This is a genomic window from Methylorubrum zatmanii, from assembly GCF_014845115.1.
GTDB lineage: Bacteria > Pseudomonadota > Alphaproteobacteria > Rhizobiales > Beijerinckiaceae > Methylobacterium > Methylobacterium zatmanii.
In genome coordinates this window covers 14,520-37,881 of record NZ_NKUI01000091.1, presented here as the reverse complement: position 1 = coordinate 37,881, position 23,362 = coordinate 14,520, and the positions used below count along the sequence as shown (strand labels likewise).

The following is a 23,362-nucleotide window of genomic DNA, read 5'->3' as shown; positions in this document are numbered from 1 at the left end:
ATGAGCCAGCCGACACTCGGCCGCCTCTTCCCCGAGGCGGAAGCCGGCCTTGCCGACCGTGCGGTCGCGGGCCTCACCGCCGACAGCCGCAAGGTCGTGCCCGGCGGGGTGTTCGTGGCCGTGCCCGGCACTGCCGCCGACGGCCGTCTGTTCGCGGCCAGGGCCGCCGAGGCCGGCGCCGTCGCCGTGGCCGGGGAGGGCCAGCGCCCGGCCGATCTCCCGCAGGGCACCGCCTGGATCGCTGTAGCCGATGCCCGCCGGGCGCTGGCCCTCGCCGCCGCCCGGCTGTCGGGCCGTCAGCCGGAGACGGTGGTCGCGGTCACCGGCACCAGCGGCAAGAGTTCGGTCGCCGATTTCGTGCGCCAGATCCTCGCGCGCCTCGGCCGGGAGGCGGCCAGCCTCGGCACCGTCGGCATCGTCACGAACCGGGGCGCGGCCTACGGCTCGCTGACCACACCCGATCCGGTGACGCTGCACCAGACCCTGGCCCGGCTGGCCGAAGAGGGGATCACCGATCTGGCCATGGAGGCTTCCTCCCACGGTATCGCCCAGCGCCGCCTCGACGGGGTGGAACTGACGGCGGCGGCCTTCACCAATCTCGGCCGCGACCATCTCGATTATCACCCGACCGTCGAGGATTATCTCGACGCCAAGCTGCGCCTGTTCACCACGCTGCTGCCCAAGGGGCGCCCGGTGATCGTCAATGCCGACGGCGCCTATGCCGAGCGCGTCATCGGCGCGGCCGACGCCGCCGGGCATGCCATCCGCACCACGGGCCGGGCGGGGGATCACATCCGCCTCGTCGCGGCGCGGACGGAGGGCTTCGCCCAGAGCCTGACGCTCGCCCATGACGGCGCCGAGTACAGGGTGAGCCTCCCGCTGGTCGGCGGCTTCCAGGTCGAGAACGCCCTGGTCGCGGCCGGCCTCGCCCTGGCGACGCCGGCGGGCGCGGCCGATCCGGCCGGGGTGTTCGCCGCCCTCGAAAGCCTCACCGGCGTCCCCGGCCGCATGGAGCGGATCGGCGAGGCGCGGGGCGGCCTGTGCCTGGTCGACTATGCCCACAAGCCGGAGGCCCTGGAACACGTGCTGACGGCCCTGCGCCCCTTCGCCTCCGGCCGGCTGGTGGTGGTGTTCGGCTGCGGCGGCAACCGGGATTCCGGCAAGCGGCCGATCATGGGCGCCATCGCCGCGCGCCTCGCCGACCGGGTGATCGTCACCGACGACAACCCGCGCAACGAGGAACCCGCCAGCATCCGCGCCGCCATCCTCGCCGCCGCGCCGGGGGCGGAGGAGATCGGCGACCGGGCGCAGGCGATCCGCGAGGGCGTGCGGAGCCTGAAGGCCGGCGACGTGCTGGTCGTGGCCGGCAAGGGCCATGAAACCGGCCAGATCGTGGGAGATCGCGTGCTGCCGTTTTCGGATCACGACACGGTGCGCGCCGCGATCGCGGAGTTGAACGGATGACCGACGCCCCCCTCTGGATCCCGTCCGCCCTCGAAGCCGCCACCGGCGGGCGCCTGATCGGCGAGCCGCGGGCGATCCGTGGCGCCTCGATCGACACCCGCAGCCTGGAACCCGGCGACCTGTTCTTCGCCATCCGGGGCGAGGCCCGCGACGGCCACGACTTCGTGCAAGCCGCCCTGGACAAGGGCGCGGGCGCGGCGGTGGTCGCAGCCTCGCGCGCCGACGATTGCGCCGGCGCCGGCCCGGTGCTCGCCGTGCCGGAGGGCGGGGAGGATCCGGTCCTCGATGCCATGCGCCGCCTCGGCCTCGCCGCGCGGGCACGCAGCCGGGCCGCGATCGTCGCGGTGACCGGCTCCGTCGGCAAGACCGGCACCAAGGAGGCCCTGCGCCACGTGCTGTCGGCCCAGGGCGCGACCCACGCCTCGGTCGCCTCCTACAACAACCATTGGGGCGTGCCGCTGACCCTGGCGCGGATGCCGGAAGCCGCGCAGTTCGGCGTGTTCGAGATCGGCATGAATCACGGCGCCGAAATCCTGCCGCTCACCGCCATGGTGCGCCCGGACGTGGCGCTGATCACCACGGTGGAGCCGGTCCATATCGAGCATTTCCGCTCGCTCTCGGCCATCGCCGACGCCAAGGGTGAGATCTTCTCCGGGCTGAAGCCCGGCGGGGTCGCGGTGATCAACCGCGACAATGCGAATTTCGAGCGCCTCCTCGCCCATGCCCAGGCTTCGAAGGCCGGGCGCGTCATCACCTTCGGCGAGCACGCGGCGGCGGATGTGCGGGCCAACCGCATTCTGACCCGTCCCGATGTCTCGGTGGTGGATGCCAGCGTGATGGGCATCCCCGTCACCTACCAGCTCGGCACGCCGGGCCGGCACGTGGCGATGAACTCCCTCGGCGTCCTCGCCTGCATCCATGCGCTCGGCGCCGATCTCGCCCGCGCCGCCCTGTCGCTGGCGGGCCTGAAACCGCCGGTCGGGCGCGGCGAGCGCACGGCGTTGCGGATCGGAGGGGGCGAAGCCTTCCTCATCGACGAGAGCTACAACGCCAATCCGGCCTCGATCCGGGCGGCCTTCGCCACGCTCGCCGGCGTCGAGACCGGTCCCAAGGGCCGCCGCATCGCCGTGCTCGGCGACATGAAGGAACTCGGGGCGGCGGGCGAGGCGCATCACCGCGAGCTGGCGGAGGCGGTGGCGGCCAACGGCATCGACCTCGTCTTCACCGCCGGCCCGCTGATGGCACATCTGTTCGAGGCCCTGCCGGTGGCGGTGCGGGGAACCGCCGCCCCCAAAGCGGCGGAGCTGACCGACGCGGTCCTGGCGACCCTGCGGCCGGGGGATGCGGTGATGGTCAAAGGCTCGAACTCCATGCGCATGGGGCAGATTGTCGAAGCCGTCAAAGCTCGCTACGCGGTCGCGCCGGATCCGCGCGAAGCCTCGCTGAACGCGGTCCGCTAACCCTTCACCACGGGCCGGGCGCTCCCCGCCCGCCCACTCAGCCGGCCGCGCACGATGCCGCGCCGGGCGTGTCGACCAACCCTGCCGCGGGCGGACAACGCATGCTCTATCTGCTGTCGGAACTGAGCGGCACGCTCACGCCCCTCAACGTGTTCCGCTACATCACCTTCCGCACCGGCGGCGCGCTGTTCACGGCGGGCTTCTTCGTGTTCTGGTTCGGCCCCTGGATCATCTCCCTGCTGCGCCTGCGCCAGGGCAAGGGCCAGCCGATCCGCGAGGACGGCCCGGCCACCCACCTGACCAAGCGCGGCACGCCGACCATGGGCGGGCTGATGATCCTGGCCGGCGCCGTGGTCTCGGTGCTGCTCTGGACCAACCCGCGCAACCACTATGTCTGGATCACCCTGGCCGTGACCCTCGGCTTCGGGGCGATCGGCTTCTACGACGACTACCTCAAGGTGACGAAGCAGTCGCACAAGGGCTTTTCCGGCCGCTTCCGGCTGCTGCTCGAATTCGCGATCGCAGGGGCTGCCTGCCTGCTGATCTCGCTCTATTCGCCGGCCGCCCTGCAGAACCAGCTCGCCTTCCCGGTGTTCAAGGACGCGCTGCTCAATCTCGGCTGGTTCTGGGTGCCGTTCGCCGCCTTCGTGATCGTCGGCGCGGGCAACGCGGTCAACATCACCGACGGGCTCGACGGCCTCGCCATCGTCCCCGTGATGATCGCCTGCGGCACCTTCGGCGTCATCGCCTATCTCGTCGGCAACTCCTTCACCGCCGGCTACCTGCAGGTGAACTATGTCCGCGATACCGGCGAACTCGCCGTGGTCTGCGGCGCGGTGATCGGCGCCGGCCTCGGCTTCCTGTGGTTCAACGCACCGCCGGCCCAGATCTTCATGGGCGATACCGGCTCGCTCGCCCTCGGCGGCCTGCTCGGCGTCATCGCCGTGGCGGCCAAGCACGAGATCGTGCTGGCCATCGTCGGCGGCCTGTTCGTGCTGGAGATCATGTCGGTGATCATCCAGGTCGCCTCGTTCAAGCTCACCGGCAAGCGCGTCTTCCGCATGGCGCCGATCCACCACCATTTCGAACAGAAGGGCTGGAAGGAGCCGCAGGTCGTGATCCGCTTCTGGATCATCGCCGTGATCCTGGCGCTGATCGGCCTCGCCACGCTGAAGCTGCGCTGAGCTGTGATAGGACGGACGCAGAAAGCATCCGTTCCATCCAACCCCTCATCCTGAGGTCCGCGAAGCGGCCTCGAAGGATCCTCCAGATCCCTCGGCGTTCCCTGGACCCTCCTTCGCGGCCCGCCACGGCGGGCACCTCAGGAGGAGGGACCGGGGTGGGAGGGAACCGCGCCGCCCGAGTCGAAAGCATCATGACCCCAGCCACCACCTTCGCCGGTCAAAAGGTTGCCCTGTTCGGCCTCGGCGGGTCCGGGCTCGCCACCATCCGCTCGCTTCTGGCGGGGGGCGCCGACGTGCTGGCCTGGGACGACAATGCCGGCAGCCGCGACCGCGCCCGCGACCAGGGCATCACCGTCACCGATCTGCGGGAGGCCGATTGGTCCGGCTTCTCCGCCCTGGTGCTGGCGCCCGGCGTGCCGCTGACCCATCCCGAGCCGCATTGGACCGTGCCCCTGGCCCGCGCGGCCGGAATCGCGATCATCGGCGATATCGAGATCTATTGCCGCGAGCGCGCGGCGCTGGCGCCGGAGGCGCCGTTCGTCGCCATCACCGGCACCAACGGCAAATCGACCACCACCGCGCTGACCGCCCATCTCCTGCGCCATGCCGGCCGGGACGTGCAGATGGGCGGCAATATCGGCACCGCGATCCTGTCGCTGCAACCCCCGGCCCCGAACCGCGTCCACGTGATCGAACTGTCCTCGTTCCAGATCGACCTGACGCCCTCGCTCGCGCCCTCCATCGGCATCCTGCTCAACCTGACGCCCGACCATCTCGACCGTCACGGCACCATGGAGAACTACGCCGCGATCAAGGAGCGGCTGATCGCCGGGGCGGAACTCGCGGTCGTCGGCGTCGATGACGCGTATTGCGCCGCCATCGCCGAGCGACGCACGGGCGAGCGCGTCCGTATCCATGTCGAGGGCCACGGCGCAGCGGCGGGCGATGTCGTCTGCTCCGCCGGAACGGTGCGCGGCGCCGACGGCGCCGTGATCGCGCAGGTCTCCGGCATCGCCTCCCTGCTCGGCGACCACAACCTGCAGAACGCCGCCGCCGCCGTCGCCGCCGCCCGGCGGCTCGGCCTCACCGCCGATGAGATCGCCGCCGGCCTGCAGAGCTTCCCAGGGCTCGCGCACCGCATGGAACCCCTGCGCCGGATCGGCCCGGTGCGGTTCGTCAACGATTCCAAGGCAACCAACGCCGATTCCACCGAGAAGGCGCTGCTCGCCTTCCGCGACATCCACTGGATCGTCGGCGGCAAGGCGAAGGAGGGCGGGATCGCGCCGCTCGCGCCCCTGTTCGACCGGGTGGCCCATGCCTACCTGATCGGCGCATCGAGCGACGCCTTCGCCGCGACGCTGGAAGGGCGGCTGCCCTTCACCCGATGCGAAACCCTCGAAGCGGCGACCGCGGCGGCGGCGGAGGCGGCCCGCGCCTCCGGCACCGAAGCGCCGGTGGTGCTGCTCTCACCGGCCTGCGCCTCCTACGACCAGTTCCCGAATTTCGAGGTGCGCGGCGACCGGTTCCGCGCCTTGGTTGCTGCCCTGCCGGAACCGGGCTGAATCTCGATGACCCTTGTGAGCCCATCTCCCTTCCTGCTGAGGTGACGAGCGAAGCTTGCACCTCGGCAGCGGGAACGTGAGGCTGGCCGGACCAGGCGGCTCACACCGCGATCAGGCGCTCTTCTCCACCGGCACCGGTTCGGCGGGTTTGGCCTCCGCGGAATTCTCCCGCCCCGTCTCGCGCCCCTTGCCCACCGTGCGGCGGGCGCGGAAGACCGGGCGCGTCTGCGATTCCTTGCGCCGGAGCACGGAGCGGAATTCGTCGCGGCGCTCATGGATCGAGGCGATGACGAGCCCCATCGGGACGCCGACATCGACCAGCACCGCCTCCGAGAGCTGAAGCGAGGCCTCGATGGTCTCCGGCACCGCGTCGTCGACGCCCATCTCGTAGAGCTGCGTGGCGTGGCGGGCATCGCGGGCGCGGGCCACGATGGTGAGATCCGGCCGCTCGGCCCGGGCCGCCTGCACCACCGCCTCCACCGCCCGGGGAGAGTCGAGGGTGACGACGAGGGCGCGGGCGGTGGCGATGTCGCAGCGGCGCAGCATCTCGGGATTGGCCGAATCGCCGAAATAGACGGGATTGCCGAGCCGCCGCTGCTCTCCCACCCGGGCGGGGTCGGAATCGAGGGCGAGATAGGGGATGGCGTGGCGCTTCAGCATCTCGCCGACGAGGCGCCCGACCCGTCCGTAGCCCGCCACGATCACCCGGTTCTGTTGCGGGTCCGGCACCGGCTCGGCCCGCGCCCGGCCGAGTTGCTCCCGCGAGACGCGGCCGCCGATCCGGCGGGCGAAGGCGGCGAGGCCGGGAATCGCGATCATGGTCACGGTGGTGACGATCAGGGCGGCGCCGCCCACCGGCTCCGGCACCAGCCCCGCCGCCATGGCGCCGCCGATCAGCACGAAGGCGAACTCGCCCCCCGGCCCCAGCAGCAGCGCCGTCTCGAACGCCACGGGACGGGGCAGGCCCATGATGCGGGCCCCGGCCAGCACCACCGCACCCTTGATGGCGAGCAGCCCGACCGACAGGCCGAGGATCGCGCCGGGCGCGGCGACGAGCTGGGCGGGGTCGAGATTCATCCCGACCGAGACGAAGAACACCCCGAGCAGCAACCCCTTGAACGGATCGATGGTGGCCTCGATGGCCCGGCGGTACTCGGTTTCGGCGAGCAGCAGGCCGGCGACGAAGGCGCCGAGGGTCATCGACAGGCCGCTGCCCGCTGCCACCACGGCGGTCGCCACGATGACGAGCAGGCAGGCGGCCATAAACAGCTCCGGCGAGCGGGTGCGCGCCACGAGGTGGAAGAGCGGGCGCAGGGCCACGCGCCCGGCCACCACGATCACCGCCAGCGCGACAGCCGCCTGACCCAAGGCCAGGGCCAGGACGCCGCCGAGGTCGCCGCCATCCCGGCGGCCGAGCACGGCGATGGCGAACAGGATCGGCGCCACCGCCAGATCCTGGAACAGGAGAACGGCGAAGCTGCTGCGCCCGGCCGGGGTGCCGAGCCGCTTCTGCTCCGCCAGAACCGGCAGCACCACGGCGGTGGAGGAGAGCGCGAGCGCCAGCCCGACCAGAACCGCCCCGGCCACCGGCTGATTCAGGGCGACGAGGATCGCCGCGATCACCGCCGCCGAGGCGCCGACCTGGATCGCGCCGAGGCCGAAGACCAGCCGCCGCAGCACCCGCAGGCGCTCCCAGGACAACTCGATCCCGATCATGAACATCAGGAAGATCACGCCGAACTCGGCGAGATGCGCGATCGCCGCCCGGTTGCCGATGGTGAAGGGGGCGAGCCACGGATGCGCCTCGGCGAAGCGGCCGAGGCCGAACGGCCCGAGCAGTGCCCCCGCGCCGATGAAGCCGAGCACCGGGCTCAGCCGCAGGCGGTGGAACAGCGGCACGACGATGCCGGCGGTGACGAGGAAAAGGATCGCCTCCCGGTAGCCGCCCGCATGCGCGCCCGCCTCCGCGGCGATCTGGGTTCCGGCCTGCACGGGGTCGGTCATCGGTCGGCTACGCTGACGCCTGGAAAGGATCGTGGGGTGAGGGCTCTTGCAGCTTCGATGCCGAAAGAGAGGCAGACCCGCATCATGGGCGGTGAGCCGGCGGCGGAGCAACCGGTTTCGGCAACGCGCGTCGGATTTCACGCCACGGTCGCAAGCGTGGCGGTGCGGCGATCCGCGCCGGGCGCCATCCACCGCTGATCGCGAGAGCCGGCACAACTTCGGCACAATACGCGCATACGCTCAGGTAACGCGATGTTAGGAGGTGGCGGAATCCGCCGCCTCCGGAGGCGTGCAACACTCCAAGGCCCAAACCCGTCCAAGGCCCATGAGATTCTTTCGCAGACAGCCTCCGAACCGGGACGTGCAGCGCGAGCGGCGCGAATGGGTTCTCGACCAGCAGCGCTGGAAGCACGAGCGCGACATCGAGCGCGGTTACCGCATCAAGTGGGGCTACGTCGCCATCGCCTATCTCGTCGAGTTCATGGTGATCGGCGCGTCGCTGGCCGGGGCGTGGCTGTTCGCCGGCTATTACAGCGACGGCGACAGCCGGGCCTTCTACTTCATGCTGCTGGCGCCGCTGGTCTACGCGGCGGTGGAGCTGTGCCGCGTGCCGCTCGGCATCCTGGCGCGGACGCAGCGCTCGTGGTTCGTGAAGGGGCTCGCGATCATCGGCATCGTGTTCGCGGCGGGCGTGACCACCAAGTCGGTGTCGCAGCTCGGCGAGATGATGTTCCATCCCCGCCTGATGGATGCCGCCAAGGCCAAGACCGCGCTCAAGGACGCGCAGGCCGACCGCGACAGCATCGACACCCGCATCGCCGCCGCCAATGCCCGGGTCGAGCAATACACTAACGAGCTGGAGCAGATCGAGAAGCGCTCCGCCGAGAACGCCTCCCAGCTCGCCGGCCTGCCGGCGCAGCGCTGCGAGCGCGTCTACGGCACCAACAGCCGGGGCATGCGCTACTCGAACCTGAAATGCGTGACCGACCCGCGCACCGCTACCCTCAACGCCGCCGTCGCCAAGGCGGGCAGCGACCGCAGCGCCATCGTCAAGGAGCTGGAGGAGGCGCGCAAGGCCCGCGCCGCCGTCGACCGCGGCGCCGCCGACCGCCGGGTCGCGGATGCGGAACAGGCCTATCGCAACGCGGTCAACCGCTCGCAGCTCCACTCCTTCACGGCCATGGTCTACGGCGTCGATCCGATCGATGTGAGCGACGCGCAGGTCCACGCCTTCCTGCGCATCTTCGTGTTCGTGCCGGCCCTCTGCGCCGCCTTCGCCTCGACGATCCTGGCGCTCTCGGCGGTGTCGGTGCGCAAGACCTTCATGGACGAGGACGATCTCGGCGCCGCCGTGAACCCCGAGGCGACGCCCTACCTCCTGGCCTCCATCGCCGAGGGCGTGCGCCAGGAAATGGCTTTGGCCCAGCCCAAACCCGTCGCGCGGGACGCGTCGGTGATCCCGCTCGAACGGCGCACCGCTCCGGTGGTGCCGCCGCCCCCGCCCCCCGCCAACGCCCCCACGGGCGCGACCGCGTAGAGTCTGCCAAGTGAGCGCCCGGTCATGAGCATCCACACCGACGGCACGCATGAGAACATCGTGCTCGCCCAGCACGTGAACGGCCGCCTGCGGTCGGAGGCGCGGATGAACTTCGCCCGGGCCTTCCTGCTGCGGGCCATCGGCGCGGGCGTGTTCACGGCGCTGGCGGGAATCGGGTTCGGCGCCGCCTCCTACGGCTACGCCTACATGAACCAGTTCGACTCGGCCGCCGAGAAGATCGCCAGCGCGATGCAGACGGCGCTCGCCGACGTGACCCTGAAGACCAAGGGCGAGGTGACGCTCACCGACAACACCCTGAAGCTCGAAGGGCTGCCGGCGCAGAAGGCCGGCGTGCCGACGCCGACCAAGGCGCAGCTCGGCGCCGACGCCGCCCCCGCCTCGCAGGCGCCGGTGAACACCACCTTCACGGTGTTCAAGCAGGTGCCCTATCTCGACGGGCAGATCGTGACCGGCTGGAACTTCAAGGCCAACGAGGACCGGCCGTTCCAGCAATATTGCTACTTCTCCCGCCGCTCGAACGAGACGAAGGGACAGGTCGAGATCAAGATCGATCTCGCCATGGACGGCAAGACCCTGCCGCAGCCACAGAAATCCGACGTGAATCTGGGCATTCTGGCCACCAACTGCGTGTGGCACGACGGCAAGACGCTCTGACCGGAAGCCTCTGACGCAAGCGGCGGACTGAGACGGTTTCCGCTTGATGGGAGCGGGAACCGTCTCGGCAAGCCTGCGCGGCACCTGAGCGCCATCATTCCGGGCTGCCCCAGGCGAACCCGGAATGCAGATCGGCATCGGCCCCGCGGCCCGTTGCCGAGCCGCTCCGCGCCGGGTTAGTCCAGCTCAGACCCTCCTCCCGACGCGAGGCCCCATGCGCTTCACCGGAACCGAGTCCTACGTCGCGCCGCCCGATCTCACCACGGCGGTCAATGCCGCCATCGTGCTGGAACGCCCGCTGCTGGTGAAGGGCGAGCCCGGCACCGGCAAGACGGTGCTGGCCGAGGAGATCGCGAAAGGCCTCGGCGCGCCGCTGCTGACCTGGAACGTCAAGTCGACCACCAAGGCGCAGCAGGGACTCTACGAATACGACGCGGTCTCGCGCCTGCGCGATTCGCAGCTCGGCGACCCGCGCGTCTCGGAGATTGCGCACTACATCCGCCGCGGCAAGCTGTGGGAGGCCTTCGTCGCGCCGGTCCGGCCCGTGTTGCTGATCGACGAGATCGACAAGGCCGACATCGAGTTTCCCAACGACCTTCTGACCGAACTCGACCGGATGGAGTTCCACGTCTACGAGACCGGCGAGACGATCCGTGCGATCAGGCGCCCGATCGTCATCATCACGTCCAACAACGAGAAGGAATTGCCGGACGCCTTCCTGCGCCGCTGCTTCTTCCACTACATCAAGTTCCCCGACGCGGAGACGCTCAAGGCCATCGTCGAGGTGCATTACCCCGGCATCAAGCATCGCCTCGTGGAGGAGGCCCTGCGGGTCTTCCTCGAAACCCGCGAGGTGCCGGGCCTCAAGAAGAAGCCCTCGACCTCCGAACTTTTGGACTGGCTGAAGCTCCTCGTCGCGGAGGACGTGTCTCCCGAGACCCTGCGCGAGCGCGACGGCCGCAAGCTGATCCCGCCGCTGCACGGCGCCCTGCTCAAGAACGAGCAGGACGTGAGCCTGTTCGAGAAGCTCGCCTTCATGATGCGCCGCGAGGGGCGGGGCGGCTGACGAGACATGGGTCGGCCCAGACCACACGTCGGTGCGTGTCGGACTGATTGTGATAAGGTGCCGTCCGTTCTCATCGGTGACTGACGGAGGGCCGTGGCCTTGGCCGTGATCGAACGCATGACGGTCGTGTTACCGGAGCCCATGGCGGCGCAGCTTCGCGCCGCGGTGGAAGCGGGTGAATATGCTTCGACCAGCGATGCCATGCGGGATGCCGTTCGGCTCTGGTCGGAGCGCCACAGGCTGCGAGACTTGGAAACCGAGCGGCTCCAGCAGGCTTGGGACGCCGGCAAGGCATCCGGGCGGCATGGTACGCTGGATTTCGAGGAGCTACGCCGGGAGGCCCGCTCGCGCCTGACGGCGCAGGACAACGAGAGCGGCCGTGCCGGTTGAGGTCGTCTGGTCCCGTCTTGCACGGTTGGACCTGATCGATCTCTATCTCGCCATCGGCAGCCGCGATCCGGCGGCGGCGGAACGGATCTATGACAGGCTTGAGGAAAGGGCCACTCAACTCGCCCGACAGCCTCGCATGGGTCCGCGCCGCCCGGACATCCGGCCGAGCACACGTGTCCTCGTCGAGGCACCCTTTCTCATCCTCTACGAGACGATCCCCGACGCCGACGCGTGTCCCGTGGAGGAAGTCGAGATCGTCCGCGTTCTCGACGGGCGCCCCGACCTGCGCGTGCTTCTGCGCACAGTCGATCCCGATGGGGATCGGTGACGATCCTCCCGCACTCCGCCGAAAGCCGTGTGAACCTCCCCATGCAGACCAGAAAGCTCGGCCGCACCGGCCTCGACATCTCTCCCCTCTGCCTCGGCTGCATGACCTACGGCGTGCCCGAGCGCGGCCCCCATCCCTGGACGCTGCGGGAGGAGGAGAGCCGGCCGCTGATCAAGCGGGCGCTCGACCTCGGCATCAACTTCTTCGACACGGCCAATTACTACTCGGACGGCACGTCGGAGGAGATCGTCGGCCGCGCCCTGAAGGACTACGCGGATCGCGACAGCATCGTGCTCGCCACGAAGGTGTATTATCCGCTGAAGAACCAGCCCAATGCCGGCGGCCTGTCGCGCAAGGCGATCTTCGCGGCCATCGACGCATCGCTGAAGCGCCTCGGGACCGATTACGTCGATCTCTACCAGATCCACCGCTGGGATTACGGCACCCCGATCGAGGTGACGCTGGAGGCGCTGCACGACGTCGTGAAGGCCGGCAAGGCGCGCACCATCGGCGCCTCGTCGATGTTCGCGTGGCAATTCTCCAAGGCGCTCTACACCGCCGACCTGAACGGCTGGACGCGCTTCGCCACCATGCAGAACCACCTCAACCTGCTGCACCGGGAGGAGGAGCGGGAGATGCTGCCGCTCTGCGCCGATCAGGGCATCCCGCTGCTGCCCTGGAGCCCGCTCGCCCGCGGCCGCCTCACCCGCGCCGTCGATGCCGGCAGCACCCGTCAGGAGAGCGACCTCGTCGGCAAGAACCTCTACGACGCGACCGCCGAGGCCGACCGGCGGGTGATCGAGGCGGTGGCCGAGATCGCGACGAAGCGCGGCGTATCGCGGGCGCAGGTGGCCCTGGCCTGGGTCCTGCAGAAGCCGGGTGTCGCCGCGCCGATCGTCGGCGCCTCGAAGCCGCAGCATCTCGACGATGCGGTGGCGGCCCTCGACCTCGCCCTGACCGAGGACGAGATCGCGAAGCTCGAAGCCCCTTACGTCCCGCACTCCGTCGTCGGTTTCCAATGATGCGCCGCCTGCTGCTCCTGCGTCACGCCAAATCCGCCTATCCGACCGGCGTGGCCGATCTCGACCGGCCGCTCGCCCCCCGCGGGCAGGAGGCGGCCCCGCTGATGGGCGCCTACATCGCCCGCGAGGGGCTGCGCCCCGACCACGCCATGGTGTCGCCCGCCCGGCGCACGCAGGAGACCTGGGATCTGGTGCGGGTCGAATTGCCGGATACGGGGATGGAGACGGTGCCCTCGCTCTACGAGGCACCGGCCGGGCGCATCCTCGACGCGATCCGCTCCGCCCCGGCGGGGGTGGAGAGCCTCCTCGTGATCGGCCACAATCCCGGCCTCGGCGATCTCGCCCTGCGGCTCGTCGGCGACGGGCCGAAGGGCCTGCAACGGGATCTGCGGGAAAAGTTTCCGACGGCGGCCCTGGCCGTGCTGGACTTCGCGACCGAGGGTTGGGAGGGCATCGCCTATGGCGAGGGCAAGCTCCTGCGCTTCGTCCGTCCGCGACAGCTCGCGGCGGAAATGGAGGAGTGACCGCCGCCGAACCCTTCGGCGCCTGAGCCGTTCCCTCACGGGACGGCGAAGCTGACGCCGCTTCAGGGGGATTTTCGGCGTGCTCCTCGAATCGCTCCTCGCCCTCACGATGCTGGTGCCGCGGATCGAGGGCGCGGCGGAAGCGGCGCGGGCGCGCCTGCCGGCGCTTCCCCGCGTTGCCGAGGCGGCTCCGGCCGCACCGCCGAGCTTCAGCCTCGTGGCCCGGGCGGTGTCGAACTGGCGCGATCAGGCGGGCGACAACCTCGCGCCGACCTCCCTGGCCTTCGTCGTCCGCCACGCGGCGGCCGAGCCGGGTTTCGTCGCCCGCTGCGTGCGGCTCAACAATTACTGGTGCATCAAGCAGGCGCGCTGGAGCGGTGAGCTCGGCGGCGATGCCGAGGGACATACCGGCTTCGCCACCGCTGCGGACGGCGCGGATGCGGCGGTCCAGCTCCTGCGCCGTTACCAGCGCGATTACGGCCGCCGCACGGCGCTCGCCATCGTCCGGCGTTGGGCTCCGGCCGAATGCGCGGCCGCCCCGGCCAGAGTCGCGCGGGGACCGGCCGGCGGATCGGGAGAGCGGGCGCGCGCGCCGGCGGTGTCGAGCGCATTGGCGCCGCAGGGGATCGGCCGCACCCTGCGCGCCCGTTTCCTCGCCCGGCACGGCCGGGGCGGAGTGGCGCGGGCGGCGCCTCCGCCGACGACGGGAGGCCTGCGGGTCCAGCCCTGGTCGGCCCGCGCGCGGCTCGCCGGACATCCCGGCCGGGCCGTCCGCAGCGCCGTGAGGCCGGCCACCGCCCTTCTGAAGCCGACCGCCGACATCGCCACGGGCCTCGTGGCGGCCCCGCCGAGCCGAGCGGTCAGAACGGCGTCCGTCGCCGCACCGACGCCGGCGCAAGCCCGCCCCCCGAGCCGGGCTCCCATGCAATCCGGTGCGGCCGATCCCGCCGCCCTCCTGGCCCCCGACAGGCTGGTGGCGGAGGCAGCGGCCCTGCCGTCGATCGCGGCCTCGCTGCCGAAGGGCAGCCTGCTCGATCTCAGCCTCCCGGCCCCGGTCTGCGCCAATGACGAGACCCGGATCCGCAACTACGCGGCGCGGATCGCCGGCAGCGTCGGCCTCAAACCCGAGGACGATCTGACCCTGTTCCGGGAGGACGGCAGGCCGACGCAAAATCTCCTGCCGGTGATGCTGGCCATGTCATCGGTCGAACTCGGCACGCTGCACGCCGCGCGGGCGCTTGTCGCCGCGGCGATCGAGCGGTTCGAGGCGCGGATATCCGGCACCGCCTCGTCGGAAACGACACGGAACTCCGCTCTGTAAAATCCCCTTCGCAGGAAGGCTGCCTCCGATTGCCGACCAACCATAATCTCTAGCGGAGAAGAACTAATCCCAACGAGGCAGATGATCGCCTCGTCCCCGGTGGTATCCTCGCGAGAACTTACTTCGGGGCACCCGGAACTCGGTCGATATCCCGTTTCCGATCCCAACGACGCGACGATTTTTCCGCTCATCGCGCGGTGGCGTACCGGTGAGCCGCGCGGCCAGACGGGGATCGGAATGTCCTGCATCGACGGCGAGGCTGTGTTTCAGGCGATGCCGGGCTGCGCTTCCGCAGCCGATGCGAGCAGGGGGACCGAACAGGCCGCCCCTTCCTCGCGACCGCTGACGCCGGAGGAGTTGCAGGAGGTGTTCCGGCACCAGCTCGACGCCGTCTGCCGCATCGTCGAGGAGCAGCTTCGCACCCTGCTGACGCAGACCGTCGCGGCGGCGCGGACGGCGCCACCGGAGCGGGTGTCGCCGGCCGCGATGGAGAGGGCATGCGAGGCCGGTTCCAGGCCGCTGACCGATGGCGAGGCCGAAATCTGGCTCGCCGCGCAGTTCGGCGCCGATGCCAACGCCGCCATGACCGAGATCGTCACCCTGCGCCTCGACGGCGCGCTCGATGCAGAGCGCCTCCTGGCGAGCACGCGCACGGTGCTCGGCCGGCATGGGGCCCTGCGCGGCCGCATCTCACCCGGCGGCGAGACCGTCACGATCGATCCTGCGGGGCGGATCCCGGTCGCCTTCGCCGACCTGTCCGGCGAGACCGAGCCGGAGGCGGCCCTTTCCGATGTCCTGCACGAGAGGGCCGGCCATGGCTTCGATCCCGTTGCCGGCCCGGTGGCGCGGGCGGACCTGCTTCGGCTGGGACGCGAGGCGCATGTCCTCGTCCTCTCGGCGCATCACATCTGCTGCGATGGCTGGTCCTTCGCCGTCCTGGCCGACGAGATCGCCGCCGCCTACCGTGCCGGTGCGGAGCGGCTGACGCCGGCCCCGCGCTTCGGCGACGTGCTGCGTTCGGCACCGGAGGCGGAGCGGGCGCTCGCCCACTGGGCCGACCTCTATGCCAGCCCGCCCGAACCGCTCGACCTTCCCCTGGATCACCCGCGGCCGAAGCTCCGCGGCTATGCCGGGGCAGCGGAAAAGGCCGCTTTGCCGACGCCGCTGGCTACCGCCCTCCGGGCCCTCGCGGCCCGACAGGGACAGACGCTGACCGCAACCCTGCTCGCCGCCTTCCAAGTGTTGCTCGCGCGGCTTTCGGGGCAGGACGACCTCGTCGTCGGCGTGCCGGTGGCCGGGCAGCCGCGCTTCGGCGAGCCCGGGCTGGTCGGCCATCACGCCGATTTCCTGCCGCTGCGGACCCGGCTCGATCCGGCGGAACCGTTCCCGGCGCATCTCGCCCGCACCGGCACGGCTCTGATGGAGGCCGCCTGCCATGCCGATTGCACCCTGGGCCGGCTGCTGCGCCATCTCGACCTGCCGCGCGATCCCGCACGCCCCCCTCTGGCGCAGGTGCAGTTCAACCTCCAGAGCCTCGGGGACGCCCTCGATTTCGGCGGCGATGTGCGCGGTGCGCTGGCCCTGGCGCCCAAGCGCTTCTCGACCTTCGAGCTGACCTTCAGCGTCAGCGAGGCGCCCTCCGGGCTCAGCCTCGACGTCACCTACAACCGTGCCCTGTTCGAGCCGGTGACGGTGCGGCGCTGGATCGGGCATTACCTCACCCTGCTCGCCGAACTCGCCCGCGACCCGGACCAGCCGGTCGGGCGCATCCCGCTCCTCGACCCGGCGCAGCGGCGGACCATGCTGGTCGAGTGGAACGACACCGGCCGGGCCCATCCGCTGAATGTCGGGGCGCTGCGCGCCTTCGCGCTCCATGCCCGCCGCCGCCCGGACCGGATCGCGATCGGCTTCGGCGATCGGACGGTGAGCTACGGCGCCCTCGACGCCTGGGCCGACCGCGTCGCCGGAACGCTCCTGGCCCGGCGCCTGCCGGCGGGGGCGCGGGTCGGCATCCTGATGCGCCGTTCTCCCGCCCTGGTGGCGGCGATGCTCGGCGCCCTGCGGGCCGGCATCGCCTACGTCCCCCTCGACCCGCTGATGCCCGCCGCCCGGCGCGCCGGCATCGCCGCCGACGCCGACATCGCGGCGATCCTCACCGTCGCGGCGGACCGCGCCCTCCTGCCGGATGGGGGCTCCGGCATCGTCGAGGTCGATCGCCTCGACGGACAATCGCGGGAGCCGGATCTCGACGCGCTCCTGTCCGCCGAAGCCGCGCCGGGGCGCCTGCCGCGCGTGCCGGCGGACCGGGCCGCCTACCTGATCTACACCTCGAGCACGACCGGAGCACCGAAGGGCGTCGAGGTGCTGCATGGCGGCCTCTCGAACCTGCTCTTCAGTATGGCGCGGGCACCGGGGATCGGGCCTGAGGATTGCCTGCTCGCGGTGACCACCGTCACCTTCGACATTGCCGGCCTCGAATTGCTGCTGCCGCTGATCCGCGGCGCCCGGATCGTGCTCGCTTCCGCCGAGGAGGCCCGCGACGGCCACGCCCTGCTCGCCCTGCTGGAGCGCAGCGGCGCGACGATCCTCCAGGCGACGCCGATGACCTGGCGGCTCCTGCTGGAGGCGGGCTTCCGCTCCCGCCCCGGCTTCAAGATGCTGTGCGGCGGCGAGGCCCTGCCGCTCGAACTGGCGCGGCGGCTCACCGAGGGCGGCGGCGAGTTGTGGAACCTCTACGGCCCGACCGAGACCACGATCTGGTCCTCGGCCGCACGCATCGACCCCGCCGAGGAGATCGTCACGGTCGGGCGGCCCATCGACAATACCGGCTTCTTCATCCTCGACGAGCGCGGCGAACCGGTGCCGGTCGGCGTCACCGGAGAGTTGCTGATCGGCGGGGTCGGCCTCGCCCGGGGCTATCTCGGCCGGCCCGATCTCACGGGCAGGAGCTTCATCGACAGCTCCCTGCCGGAATGCGCTGGGGCGCGGCTCTACCGCACCGGCGACCGGGCCCGCTACCGCCCGGATGGCCGGGTCGAGATCCTGGGCCGGGCCGACCACCAGATCAAGCTGCGCGGCTACCGGATCGAACCGGGCGAGATCGAAGCGGTGCTGCTGCGCCAGACCGGGCTGCATTCGGTCGTGGTGCTGAGCCCCGATGCCGGGGGCGAGGAGCGCCTCGTCTGCTACTTCGTGCGCTCGGAGCGCGAACCGGCCCCGACGCTCCGCGCCCTGCGCTCCGCCCTCGCCCGCGAATTGCCGGATTACATGATCCCCTCGGAATGGGTCCGCCTGTCCGAGCTGCCCCTGACGCCGAGCGGGAAGGTCAACCGCCGGGCGCTGCCGGCGCCGGGATCGCGGCCGCACGGCATCGCCCCCGAGCCGGCGCCGGCGCCGACGCCGCTTCCGCTCAAGCCGGCGCAGCCGCAGGCCCCGGCGCCGGAGGAGGTCCTGGCGGCGATCTGGCGCGACGTGCTGGGGAAGGCCTCCATCGACCGGGACGACGACCTGATCGCCCTCGGCGCGGATTCGCTGAGCGTGTTCCGGATCACCGCCCGGGCCCGGCGGGAGAACCTGCCGCTCAGCGCGGGAGACCTGTTCCAGGAGCGCACCATCGCCCGGGTCGCGGCTCTGCTGCGCGCCCGCGCGGGGGAGGGCGGGGAAGCACCGCTCCCCCGCGCGCCGATCCAGCCGATCCCGCGCCCTCGGCCGCCGGACGGGGACCGCGCGGCGGTCGGTCAGGCGTGAGGCGGGGTGATGCGGCATTTCACGCAGGAGACACCCGCCTTGACCGGCGAGCCGGTGGCCGGCGCCGACTTCACCGCCCGCTGCTCCCATAGCCAGACGCGGTTCTGGCTGCTGGACCAGTTGCGGCCGGGTGATCCGAGCCTGCATGTCGCCGCCCGCTGGCGCATCGCCGGGCGGCTCGATGCGGACACCCTGGTGCGCAGTTTCCGCCTCCTGCTCGACCGGCACGAGGCGCTGCGCACCTCCATCGTCGCGGAAGGGGGCCGGCCGGTGCAGCGGATCGCCGGTCCGGTGCCGCTGCCCTTCTCCGAGATCGACCTGTCCGGCCTGCCCGGCGACCGCCTCGAAGAGGCGCTGACGCTGGCCGACGCGGAGGCCGGCAAGCCATTCGACCTGACGCGTGCGCCGCTCCTGCGGGTGACGCTGCTGCGGCTCGGGCGCGGCGATTCCCTGCTCCTCGTCACCGCCCATCACAGCATCTGCGACGGCTGGTCGATGGTCGTGCTCGCGCGGGAATTCATCGCCGTCTACGGCGCGCTGATCCGGGGGCAGGCGCCGAACCTGCCGCCGCAGGCGCTGCACTATGCCGATTTCGCGGAGTGGGAGATCTCCCCCGCCGTCGCGGCGGCGGCGGAGCGCGACCTCGCCTTCTGGGCGCGGTCCCTGCGCGATCTCACGCCCCTCGAATGGCCGCCGGACCATCCGCGGCGCCCCGGCCGGGAGCGCCGGTTCGCGGCCCGGAGCCGCCGGATTCCAACCGAACTCGGCCTGCGCATGTCGGCCTGCGCGCGGGAGCACGGGGCAACGGTGTTCGCCCTCGCCTGCACCGTCCTCCTCGGGATCCTCGGGACGCGCACCGGGCGCGGCGACGTCGCCATCGGCACCCAGGTGCTCGGGCGCGACGAGGTCGATTTGGAAGGCATCGTCGGCAGCTTCGTGAACACCCTGGTCCTCCGCACCGATCTCGGCGCCGGGGGAGCCAGCTTCGCCGAGCGGCTCGCGGCGACGCGGCAGACCATCCTCGATGCCTGCGACCACGCCCTGGCCCCGTTCGACCGGGTGGTGCAGGCGCTGGCTCCCTGTCGCGACGGCCTGCGCCCGCCCCTGGTCTCGGTGAACTTCCGGCTGCGGCCGACGGTGGAGGCGACACAATCCGCCGGCGCCTTCCCGGAGCCGGACACCGCGCCCCGCGAGCGCATGGCCTGCGGGCCGATCCGGCTCACCGACCTCGACTATGCCGCCACCGGCAGCTTCTTCGACATCGATCTCGAACTGGCGTTGACGGAGGCAGGCTGGCTCCTGACCTGCGAATACGATTCCGGCCTCTACGAGGCGCGGACCATCGCCGGTCTGCTCGACGACTTCGAGCGCTCCGCCTGCGCCGCGGTCGGCATGCGCCTGCCCGATCCGATCCCCTTCGCCGAGACGGCCGGGCGGTCCTCCGCGACGGGGGCGGCGAACCGGGCCGGCGCCGCCACGGCGGCGGACCCGGCCGCCGATCATCACTCCCCGGACGACCTCCTCCCCGTCCTGCGCGAGATCTGGCGCGAGATGCTCGGCCAGCCCGATCTGACCGACGAGGACGATTTCTTCGCCTCCGGCGGCCACTCACTCCTCGCCGCCCGCGTCGTCGCCCGGATCGAGGCGGCGACGGGGCGGCGCGTCCCGCTCTGGTCCTTCTTCGAGGCGGGCACGGTCGCGCGGCTCTGCGCATTACTGGGCGGCGAGGAACCGGCCGGCGTGCGGCACCATGCGCTGCAGGAGGCGCCGCAGGCGGAGGGCCGCCCGGGCTTCACCGCGATCCATCACGCGGCGGCCGATCAGGAACTGTTCCGCCCCCTGGCCGAGGCCCTGGGCGAGGACCGGCCCTTCGCCACGATCCAGCTGGAAAGCCGGCTTCCACCGCAGGAGGACACGCTGCAGCGGCTGGCCGGCGCCTATCGCGAGGCGATCGATGCGGCCCAGCCGGAGGGGGCGATCCGCCTCGTCGGATTCTGCCGCTCGGGCGTCCTCGCCTTCGAAACCGCCCGTCAGCTCGCGGCGGCGGGGCGGGACGTGCCCCTCGTCGTCCTGATCGATTGCTGGGAGCCCGGCTATTTCCGACGCCTCAGGCCCCTCGCGCAGCTCCGGGCCAGGACGGCCTACCGGCGGGGACGGCTCGCCGCCCTGCTGCGCCACGCCCGCCGGGACGGCGCCGGCTACATCGCCTCGCGGGCGGGGCTCTGGCTGCGCGCGAACCCGGCTTGGCGCGGGCTGCTGCGCGGGCTGCACCGGATCGGCCTCGCCTCGGCGAACCCGGAAGAGGCCTTCTGGCGGGTGACGGACGAACTCGACGCGCTCGCCTTGGCCTACACGCCGCAGCCCTATGCCGGACCCGTCCTGATCGTACGCAGCGAGAGCATCCCCGTGGCCGCCGCCCTCGACCCGATGCTCGGCTGGCGCGCCTATGCCGAGCGGGCCGAGACTCTGACCATTCCCGGCTTCGGGCATGAAGGCGCTTTCTCCCTCACCGGATGCCGGGTGATGGCGGCCAAGATCCATCTGATGGGGTGGCGCTGAAGTCGCGCCTCCAAGCGAGGCCGCGCCGATCCGGCCCTTGCCTTCCAACCGTTGCCGCGCTTAACTTTCGTTAACCCGAAGAGCAATCGAGCAAGGGGACGATGGGACACACGGCGCTGATCATCTATGGAGCCGTCGGCTTTGGGCTGCTCGCGCTGCTCTTCCTCTTCCACGAACTCAGGAACGCCCCGTATTCCGATGCGCCGGAGCCCGAGCCGGTGCCGTCCCAGCCCGAACGGCACGGAGCAGGGCGGACGGCAGGTTAGAGCATTTTCCGCGGAAGTGGTTGCCGGTTCCGCGAGAGAAAATGCGGCACGATCAAGCGCCTAGAGCATTTTTCGTGATCCAAGGATCATGGAAAATGCTCTAGTGTCTTTCACGACACTCCCGCCGCGCCGTCGCGGCCGAGGGGACACGATGCGGGATCGGGAGCTTTGTGAGGGCTCTAAGCGCTCGCCCGGTCCGCCCCCGCCCGCGCGGCGAGCGCCGTCCGGTAGATGGCGAGCAGCGAGGCGGTCGTCGCCTCCTCGGTCCAGTGCCGCAGATAGGCTTCCCGCGCGGCCCTACCCATCCGGCGCGCCTCGTCGGGATGGCTGGAAAGCCGCTCGATGGCGCGGGCGAGATCCACGGGATCGCCGGGCGTCACCAGCAGGCCGGTGACTCCGTCCTCGATCAGGTGGGCCAGGGCGCCGAGGCGCGAGGCGATCACCGGCGTGCCCGCCGCATAGGCCTCGGCCACCACCATCGGCAGCCCCTCGTACCAGAGCGAGGGCACCACCAGGGCCGCAGCCCGACCCATCCGGGCCCGCAAGTCGGCCTGGGGCAGGGCACCGAGGAGCGTCAGTCCGGGCGCACCCGCCAGAGCGTCGCGCAGCGGCCCCTCTCCGGCGATCGCGACCGGCGCGGCGAGCAGGGGCGCGGCGGCCTTCAAGATCTCGACGCCCTTCTCGGGACTGAGGCGGCCGGCGAACAGGATGCCCTCCCGCGGCCCGTCCCGGGGCGGGCCCGGATCGGGCAGGCCGTTCGGCTTCACGAAGAGACGGTGCGCCGGCAGCCCCGCCGCAACGAAGCGGCCGCGGGCGAAGTCGGTCAGGGCGATGAAGGCATCGACATCCCGCCTCCAAGTGCCGGCCTTGCGGTGGCGGTCGATCATCCGCGCCACCGCCAGGGTGCCGAGGCGCGAGCCGCGGTAGCAGGCATGGCGCACCGATTGGTAGGCGGAGCCGGTCAGGCAGGTCTCGCAGGGGGCGCCGTCGCGCATGAGCATGGCGCCGGCGCAGGCGAGGCGGAAATTGTGCAGCGTCTGCACCGTCACCGGCCCGAGCGCCCGCACCGCCCCGTGCATGGCGGGGGAGACCAGCGGAAAGGTGTTGTGGGCGTGGACCACGTCCGGCCGGAAGCGGCCCACCGCCTCTACCACCCGGGCGACGCCGCGGGGCGCATGCGGCGCCTCGAAGGCCGTGCGCAGGCGGTCGAGGGGGGAGCGGATGTCGTCGTTGTGGAAGGCGAGCACCTCGACCGCGCAGCCGGCCCGGGCGAGGGCGGCCGCCTCGTTCGCCACCACCGCGTCCTCGCCACCCCGGATCTGGTAATGGTTGTGGACGATGAGGACGCGCAAGGGATCCGTGCCCGGCTCTGCGAAGGGGGGCTGGCTCACGGCCGGCGCGGCTCGGGCTGCCGAGCCATCTTCCACAGGTAGACCGGAGCCATGACGAGGTAGCGCCGCCAGAGGCGCCGGGGTTCGCTGAACAGCCGGTGCAGCCATTCGAGGGCGAGGACCTGCATGAATTTCGGGGCCCGCTTGACCGCGCCCGAGTGGAAGTCGAAGGCCGCGCCCACCCCGATCAGGACCATGCCGGGCAGGCGGTCCAGATGGTCGTTCATCCAGGTGTCCTGCTTCGGGGTCGACATGCCGACCCAGACGATGTGCGGTTCGGCCCGCCTGATCGCCTCGGTGAGCTGCGCGTCGCGTTCGGGAGGAACCGTTCCGAAGGGCGGGCAGGCAAGACCGCAGACCTCCGATCCGGGATATTTGCGGGCGAAGTTGGCGGCGACCTGTTCGGCCACGCCCTCCTTGCCGCCGTAGAGATAGTGGCGGATGCCGGTCCCCTGGGTCGCGGCGAACATCTCCTCCATCAGCGACGGCCCCGGCACGCGGCCGGTGCCATGAGCCCGCAGGAAGCGGCTGATGATGGTGAGCGGCGCTCCGTCCGGCACGATCATGCTGGCCCGCTCATGCGCGGCCCTGAGGTCGGCCTGCTCCTGGGCGCACATGATCCCGTGCACGTCCCGCACGCAGACCATACTGGTGCGCCGCGCCTTGGCCCAGGCGATGAGGGTGCGTACCGCCATCGGCATGTCGACGACGCTCACCGGCACGCCGAGGATGCGGGTCGCCGGCAGGCGGTGCGCCGCCGGACCGTCCGCCACGAGATAGGGATCGTTCCGGTTGATCCTGAGCGCGTAGGGCTCGGAGACCGTCACGGCGGCATCACTCATCACGCGGGCTCCCATCGATC

At 71.3% G+C, this 23,362-nt stretch carries 17 protein-coding genes; 14 read left to right on the top strand and 3 right to left on the bottom strand.

The features are described 5' to 3' along the window. From MZTS_RS12165 to murD, 4 genes are all read left to right on the top strand, one after another. Positions 1 to 1,464 carry a UDP-N-acetylmuramoyl-L-alanyl-D-glutamate--2,6-diaminopimelate ligase gene (locus MZTS_RS12165; protein WP_192284043.1) on the top strand — a complete coding sequence of 488 codons (1,464 nt, stop codon included), beginning with the start codon at positions 1 to 3 and terminating at the stop codon, positions 1,462 to 1,464. Beyond that, the gene (locus MZTS_RS12160) at positions 1,461 to 2,924 is read left to right on the top strand and encodes a UDP-N-acetylmuramoylalanyl-D-glutamyl-2,6-diaminopimelate--D-alanyl-D-alanine ligase (RefSeq protein WP_192284042.1); all 1,464 of its coding nucleotides are present in this window, start codon (positions 1,461 to 1,463) and stop codon (positions 2,922 to 2,924) included. Before MZTS_RS12165 ends, MZTS_RS12160 begins: the two co-directional genes overlap by 4 nt. Positions 2,925 to 3,025: 101 nt before the next feature. Beyond that, positions 3,026 to 4,108 carry a phospho-N-acetylmuramoyl-pentapeptide-transferase gene (gene mraY / locus MZTS_RS12155; protein ID WP_192284041.1) on the top strand — a complete coding sequence of 361 codons (1,083 nt, stop codon included), beginning with the start codon at positions 3,026 to 3,028 and terminating at the stop codon, positions 4,106 to 4,108. A 191-nt stretch (positions 4,109 to 4,299) separates the two neighbouring features. Then, entirely contained in the window at positions 4,300 to 5,670 is a 1,371-nt protein-coding gene (gene murD, locus MZTS_RS12150) for a UDP-N-acetylmuramoyl-L-alanine--D-glutamate ligase (RefSeq protein WP_192284040.1), read from the top strand. A gap of 111 nt (positions 5,671 to 5,781) precedes the next feature. Here murD and MZTS_RS12145 read toward each other — a convergent pair whose 3' ends face one another. Next, entirely contained in the window at positions 5,782 to 7,674 is a 1,893-nt protein-coding gene (locus MZTS_RS12145; RefSeq protein ID WP_192284039.1) for a cation:proton antiporter domain-containing protein, read from the bottom strand. Positions 7,675 to 7,999: 325 nt separating this feature from the next. Here MZTS_RS12145 and MZTS_RS12140 point away from each other — a divergent pair, with 325 nt between their 5' ends. The 10 genes from MZTS_RS12140 to MZTS_RS12095 all read left to right on the top strand — a co-directional run bounded on the left by MZTS_RS12140 (position 8,000) and on the right by MZTS_RS12095 (position 20,843). After that, positions 8,000 to 9,211 (top strand): ATPase, encoded by a 1,212-nt coding sequence (locus MZTS_RS12140; protein WP_192284038.1) that lies wholly within the window; start codon positions 8,000 to 8,002, stop codon positions 9,209 to 9,211. Between the two features lie 24 nt (positions 9,212 to 9,235). Then, positions 9,236 to 9,886, top strand: coding sequence for a glycoside hydrolase family 25 domain-containing protein (locus tag MZTS_RS12135; protein WP_192284037.1), 651 nt, complete (start codon positions 9,236 to 9,238; stop codon positions 9,884 to 9,886). A gap of 214 nt (positions 9,887 to 10,100) precedes the next feature. After that, positions 10,101 to 10,952: an AAA family ATPase gene (locus tag MZTS_RS12130; RefSeq protein WP_192284036.1), complete on the top strand. Its 852-nt coding sequence runs from the start codon at positions 10,101 to 10,103 to the stop codon at positions 10,950 to 10,952. A gap of 93 nt (positions 10,953 to 11,045) precedes the next feature. After that, complete coding sequence (locus MZTS_RS12125) at positions 11,046 to 11,342, top strand: type II toxin-antitoxin system ParD family antitoxin (RefSeq protein ID WP_009864570.1); 297 nt, start codon at positions 11,046 to 11,048, stop codon at positions 11,340 to 11,342. Next, positions 11,332 to 11,670, top strand: a complete 339-nt coding sequence (locus tag MZTS_RS12120; RefSeq protein WP_192284035.1) for a type II toxin-antitoxin system RelE/ParE family toxin — start codon at positions 11,332 to 11,334, stop codon at positions 11,668 to 11,670. Before MZTS_RS12125 ends, MZTS_RS12120 begins: the two co-directional genes overlap by 11 nt. Positions 11,671 to 11,711: 41 nt before the next feature. Beyond that, the gene (locus MZTS_RS12115) at positions 11,712 to 12,692 is read left to right on the top strand and encodes an aldo/keto reductase (protein WP_192284034.1); all 981 of its coding nucleotides are present in this window, start codon (positions 11,712 to 11,714) and stop codon (positions 12,690 to 12,692) included. Continuing rightward, positions 12,689 to 13,216, top strand: a complete 528-nt coding sequence (locus MZTS_RS12110; protein WP_192284033.1) for a SixA phosphatase family protein — start codon at positions 12,689 to 12,691, stop codon at positions 13,214 to 13,216. Before MZTS_RS12115 ends, MZTS_RS12110 begins: the two co-directional genes overlap by 4 nt. Before the next feature lie 79 nt (positions 13,217 to 13,295). Further along, complete coding sequence (locus MZTS_RS12105; protein ID WP_192284032.1) at positions 13,296 to 14,537, top strand: hypothetical protein; 1,242 nt, start codon at positions 13,296 to 13,298, stop codon at positions 14,535 to 14,537. 237 nt (positions 14,538 to 14,774) lie between these two features. Further along, positions 14,775 to 18,284, top strand: coding sequence for a non-ribosomal peptide synthetase (locus MZTS_RS12100; RefSeq protein WP_192284031.1), 3,510 nt, complete (start codon positions 14,775 to 14,777; stop codon positions 18,282 to 18,284). A gap of 9 nt (positions 18,285 to 18,293) precedes the next feature. After that, positions 18,294 to 20,843 carry a condensation domain-containing protein gene (locus tag MZTS_RS12095; RefSeq protein ID WP_192284030.1) on the top strand — a complete coding sequence of 850 codons (2,550 nt, stop codon included), beginning with the start codon at positions 18,294 to 18,296 and terminating at the stop codon, positions 20,841 to 20,843. Between the two features lie 445 nt (positions 20,844 to 21,288). Here MZTS_RS12095 and MZTS_RS12090 read toward each other — a convergent pair whose 3' ends face one another. Next, positions 21,289 to 22,461, bottom strand: coding sequence for a glycosyltransferase (locus tag MZTS_RS12090; protein ID WP_192284055.1), 1,173 nt, complete (start codon positions 22,459 to 22,461; stop codon positions 21,289 to 21,291). A 35-nt stretch (positions 22,462 to 22,496) separates the two neighbouring features. Beyond that, on the bottom strand, positions 22,497 to 23,342 hold the full coding sequence (locus MZTS_RS12085; protein WP_246482095.1) for a WecB/TagA/CpsF family glycosyltransferase: 846 nt from the start codon (positions 23,340 to 23,342) through the stop codon (positions 22,497 to 22,499). Positions 23,343 to 23,362: the final 20 nt, after the last annotated feature.

Coding starts and splice junctions, on each gene's coding strand:
- MZTS_RS12165 (WP_192284043.1), top strand. CDS start 1: ATGAGCCAGCCGACACTCGGCCGCCTCTTCCCCGAGGCGGAAGCCGGC.
- MZTS_RS12160 (WP_192284042.1), top strand. CDS start 1,461: ATGACCGACGCCCCCCTCTGGATCCCGTCCGCCCTCGAAGCCGCCACC.
- mraY (WP_192284041.1), top strand. CDS start 3,026: ATGCTCTATCTGCTGTCGGAACTGAGCGGCACGCTCACGCCCCTCAAC.
- murD (WP_192284040.1), top strand. CDS start 4,300: ATGACCCCAGCCACCACCTTCGCCGGTCAAAAGGTTGCCCTGTTCGGC.
- MZTS_RS12145 (WP_192284039.1), bottom strand. CDS start 7,674: ATGACCGACCCCGTGCAGGCCGGAACCCAGATCGCCGCGGAGGCGGGC.
- MZTS_RS12140 (WP_192284038.1), top strand. CDS start 8,000: ATGAGATTCTTTCGCAGACAGCCTCCGAACCGGGACGTGCAGCGCGAG.
- MZTS_RS12135 (WP_192284037.1), top strand. CDS start 9,236: ATGAGCATCCACACCGACGGCACGCATGAGAACATCGTGCTCGCCCAG.
- MZTS_RS12130 (WP_192284036.1), top strand. CDS start 10,101: ATGCGCTTCACCGGAACCGAGTCCTACGTCGCGCCGCCCGATCTCACC.
- MZTS_RS12115 (WP_192284034.1), top strand. CDS start 11,712: ATGCAGACCAGAAAGCTCGGCCGCACCGGCCTCGACATCTCTCCCCTC.
- MZTS_RS12110 (WP_192284033.1), top strand. CDS start 12,689: ATGATGCGCCGCCTGCTGCTCCTGCGTCACGCCAAATCCGCCTATCCG.
- MZTS_RS12100 (WP_192284031.1), top strand. CDS start 14,775: ATGTCCTGCATCGACGGCGAGGCTGTGTTTCAGGCGATGCCGGGCTGC.
- MZTS_RS12095 (WP_192284030.1), top strand. CDS start 18,294: ATGCGGCATTTCACGCAGGAGACACCCGCCTTGACCGGCGAGCCGGTG.
- MZTS_RS12085 (WP_246482095.1), bottom strand. CDS start 23,342: ATGAGTGATGCCGCCGTGACGGTCTCCGAGCCCTACGCGCTCAGGATC.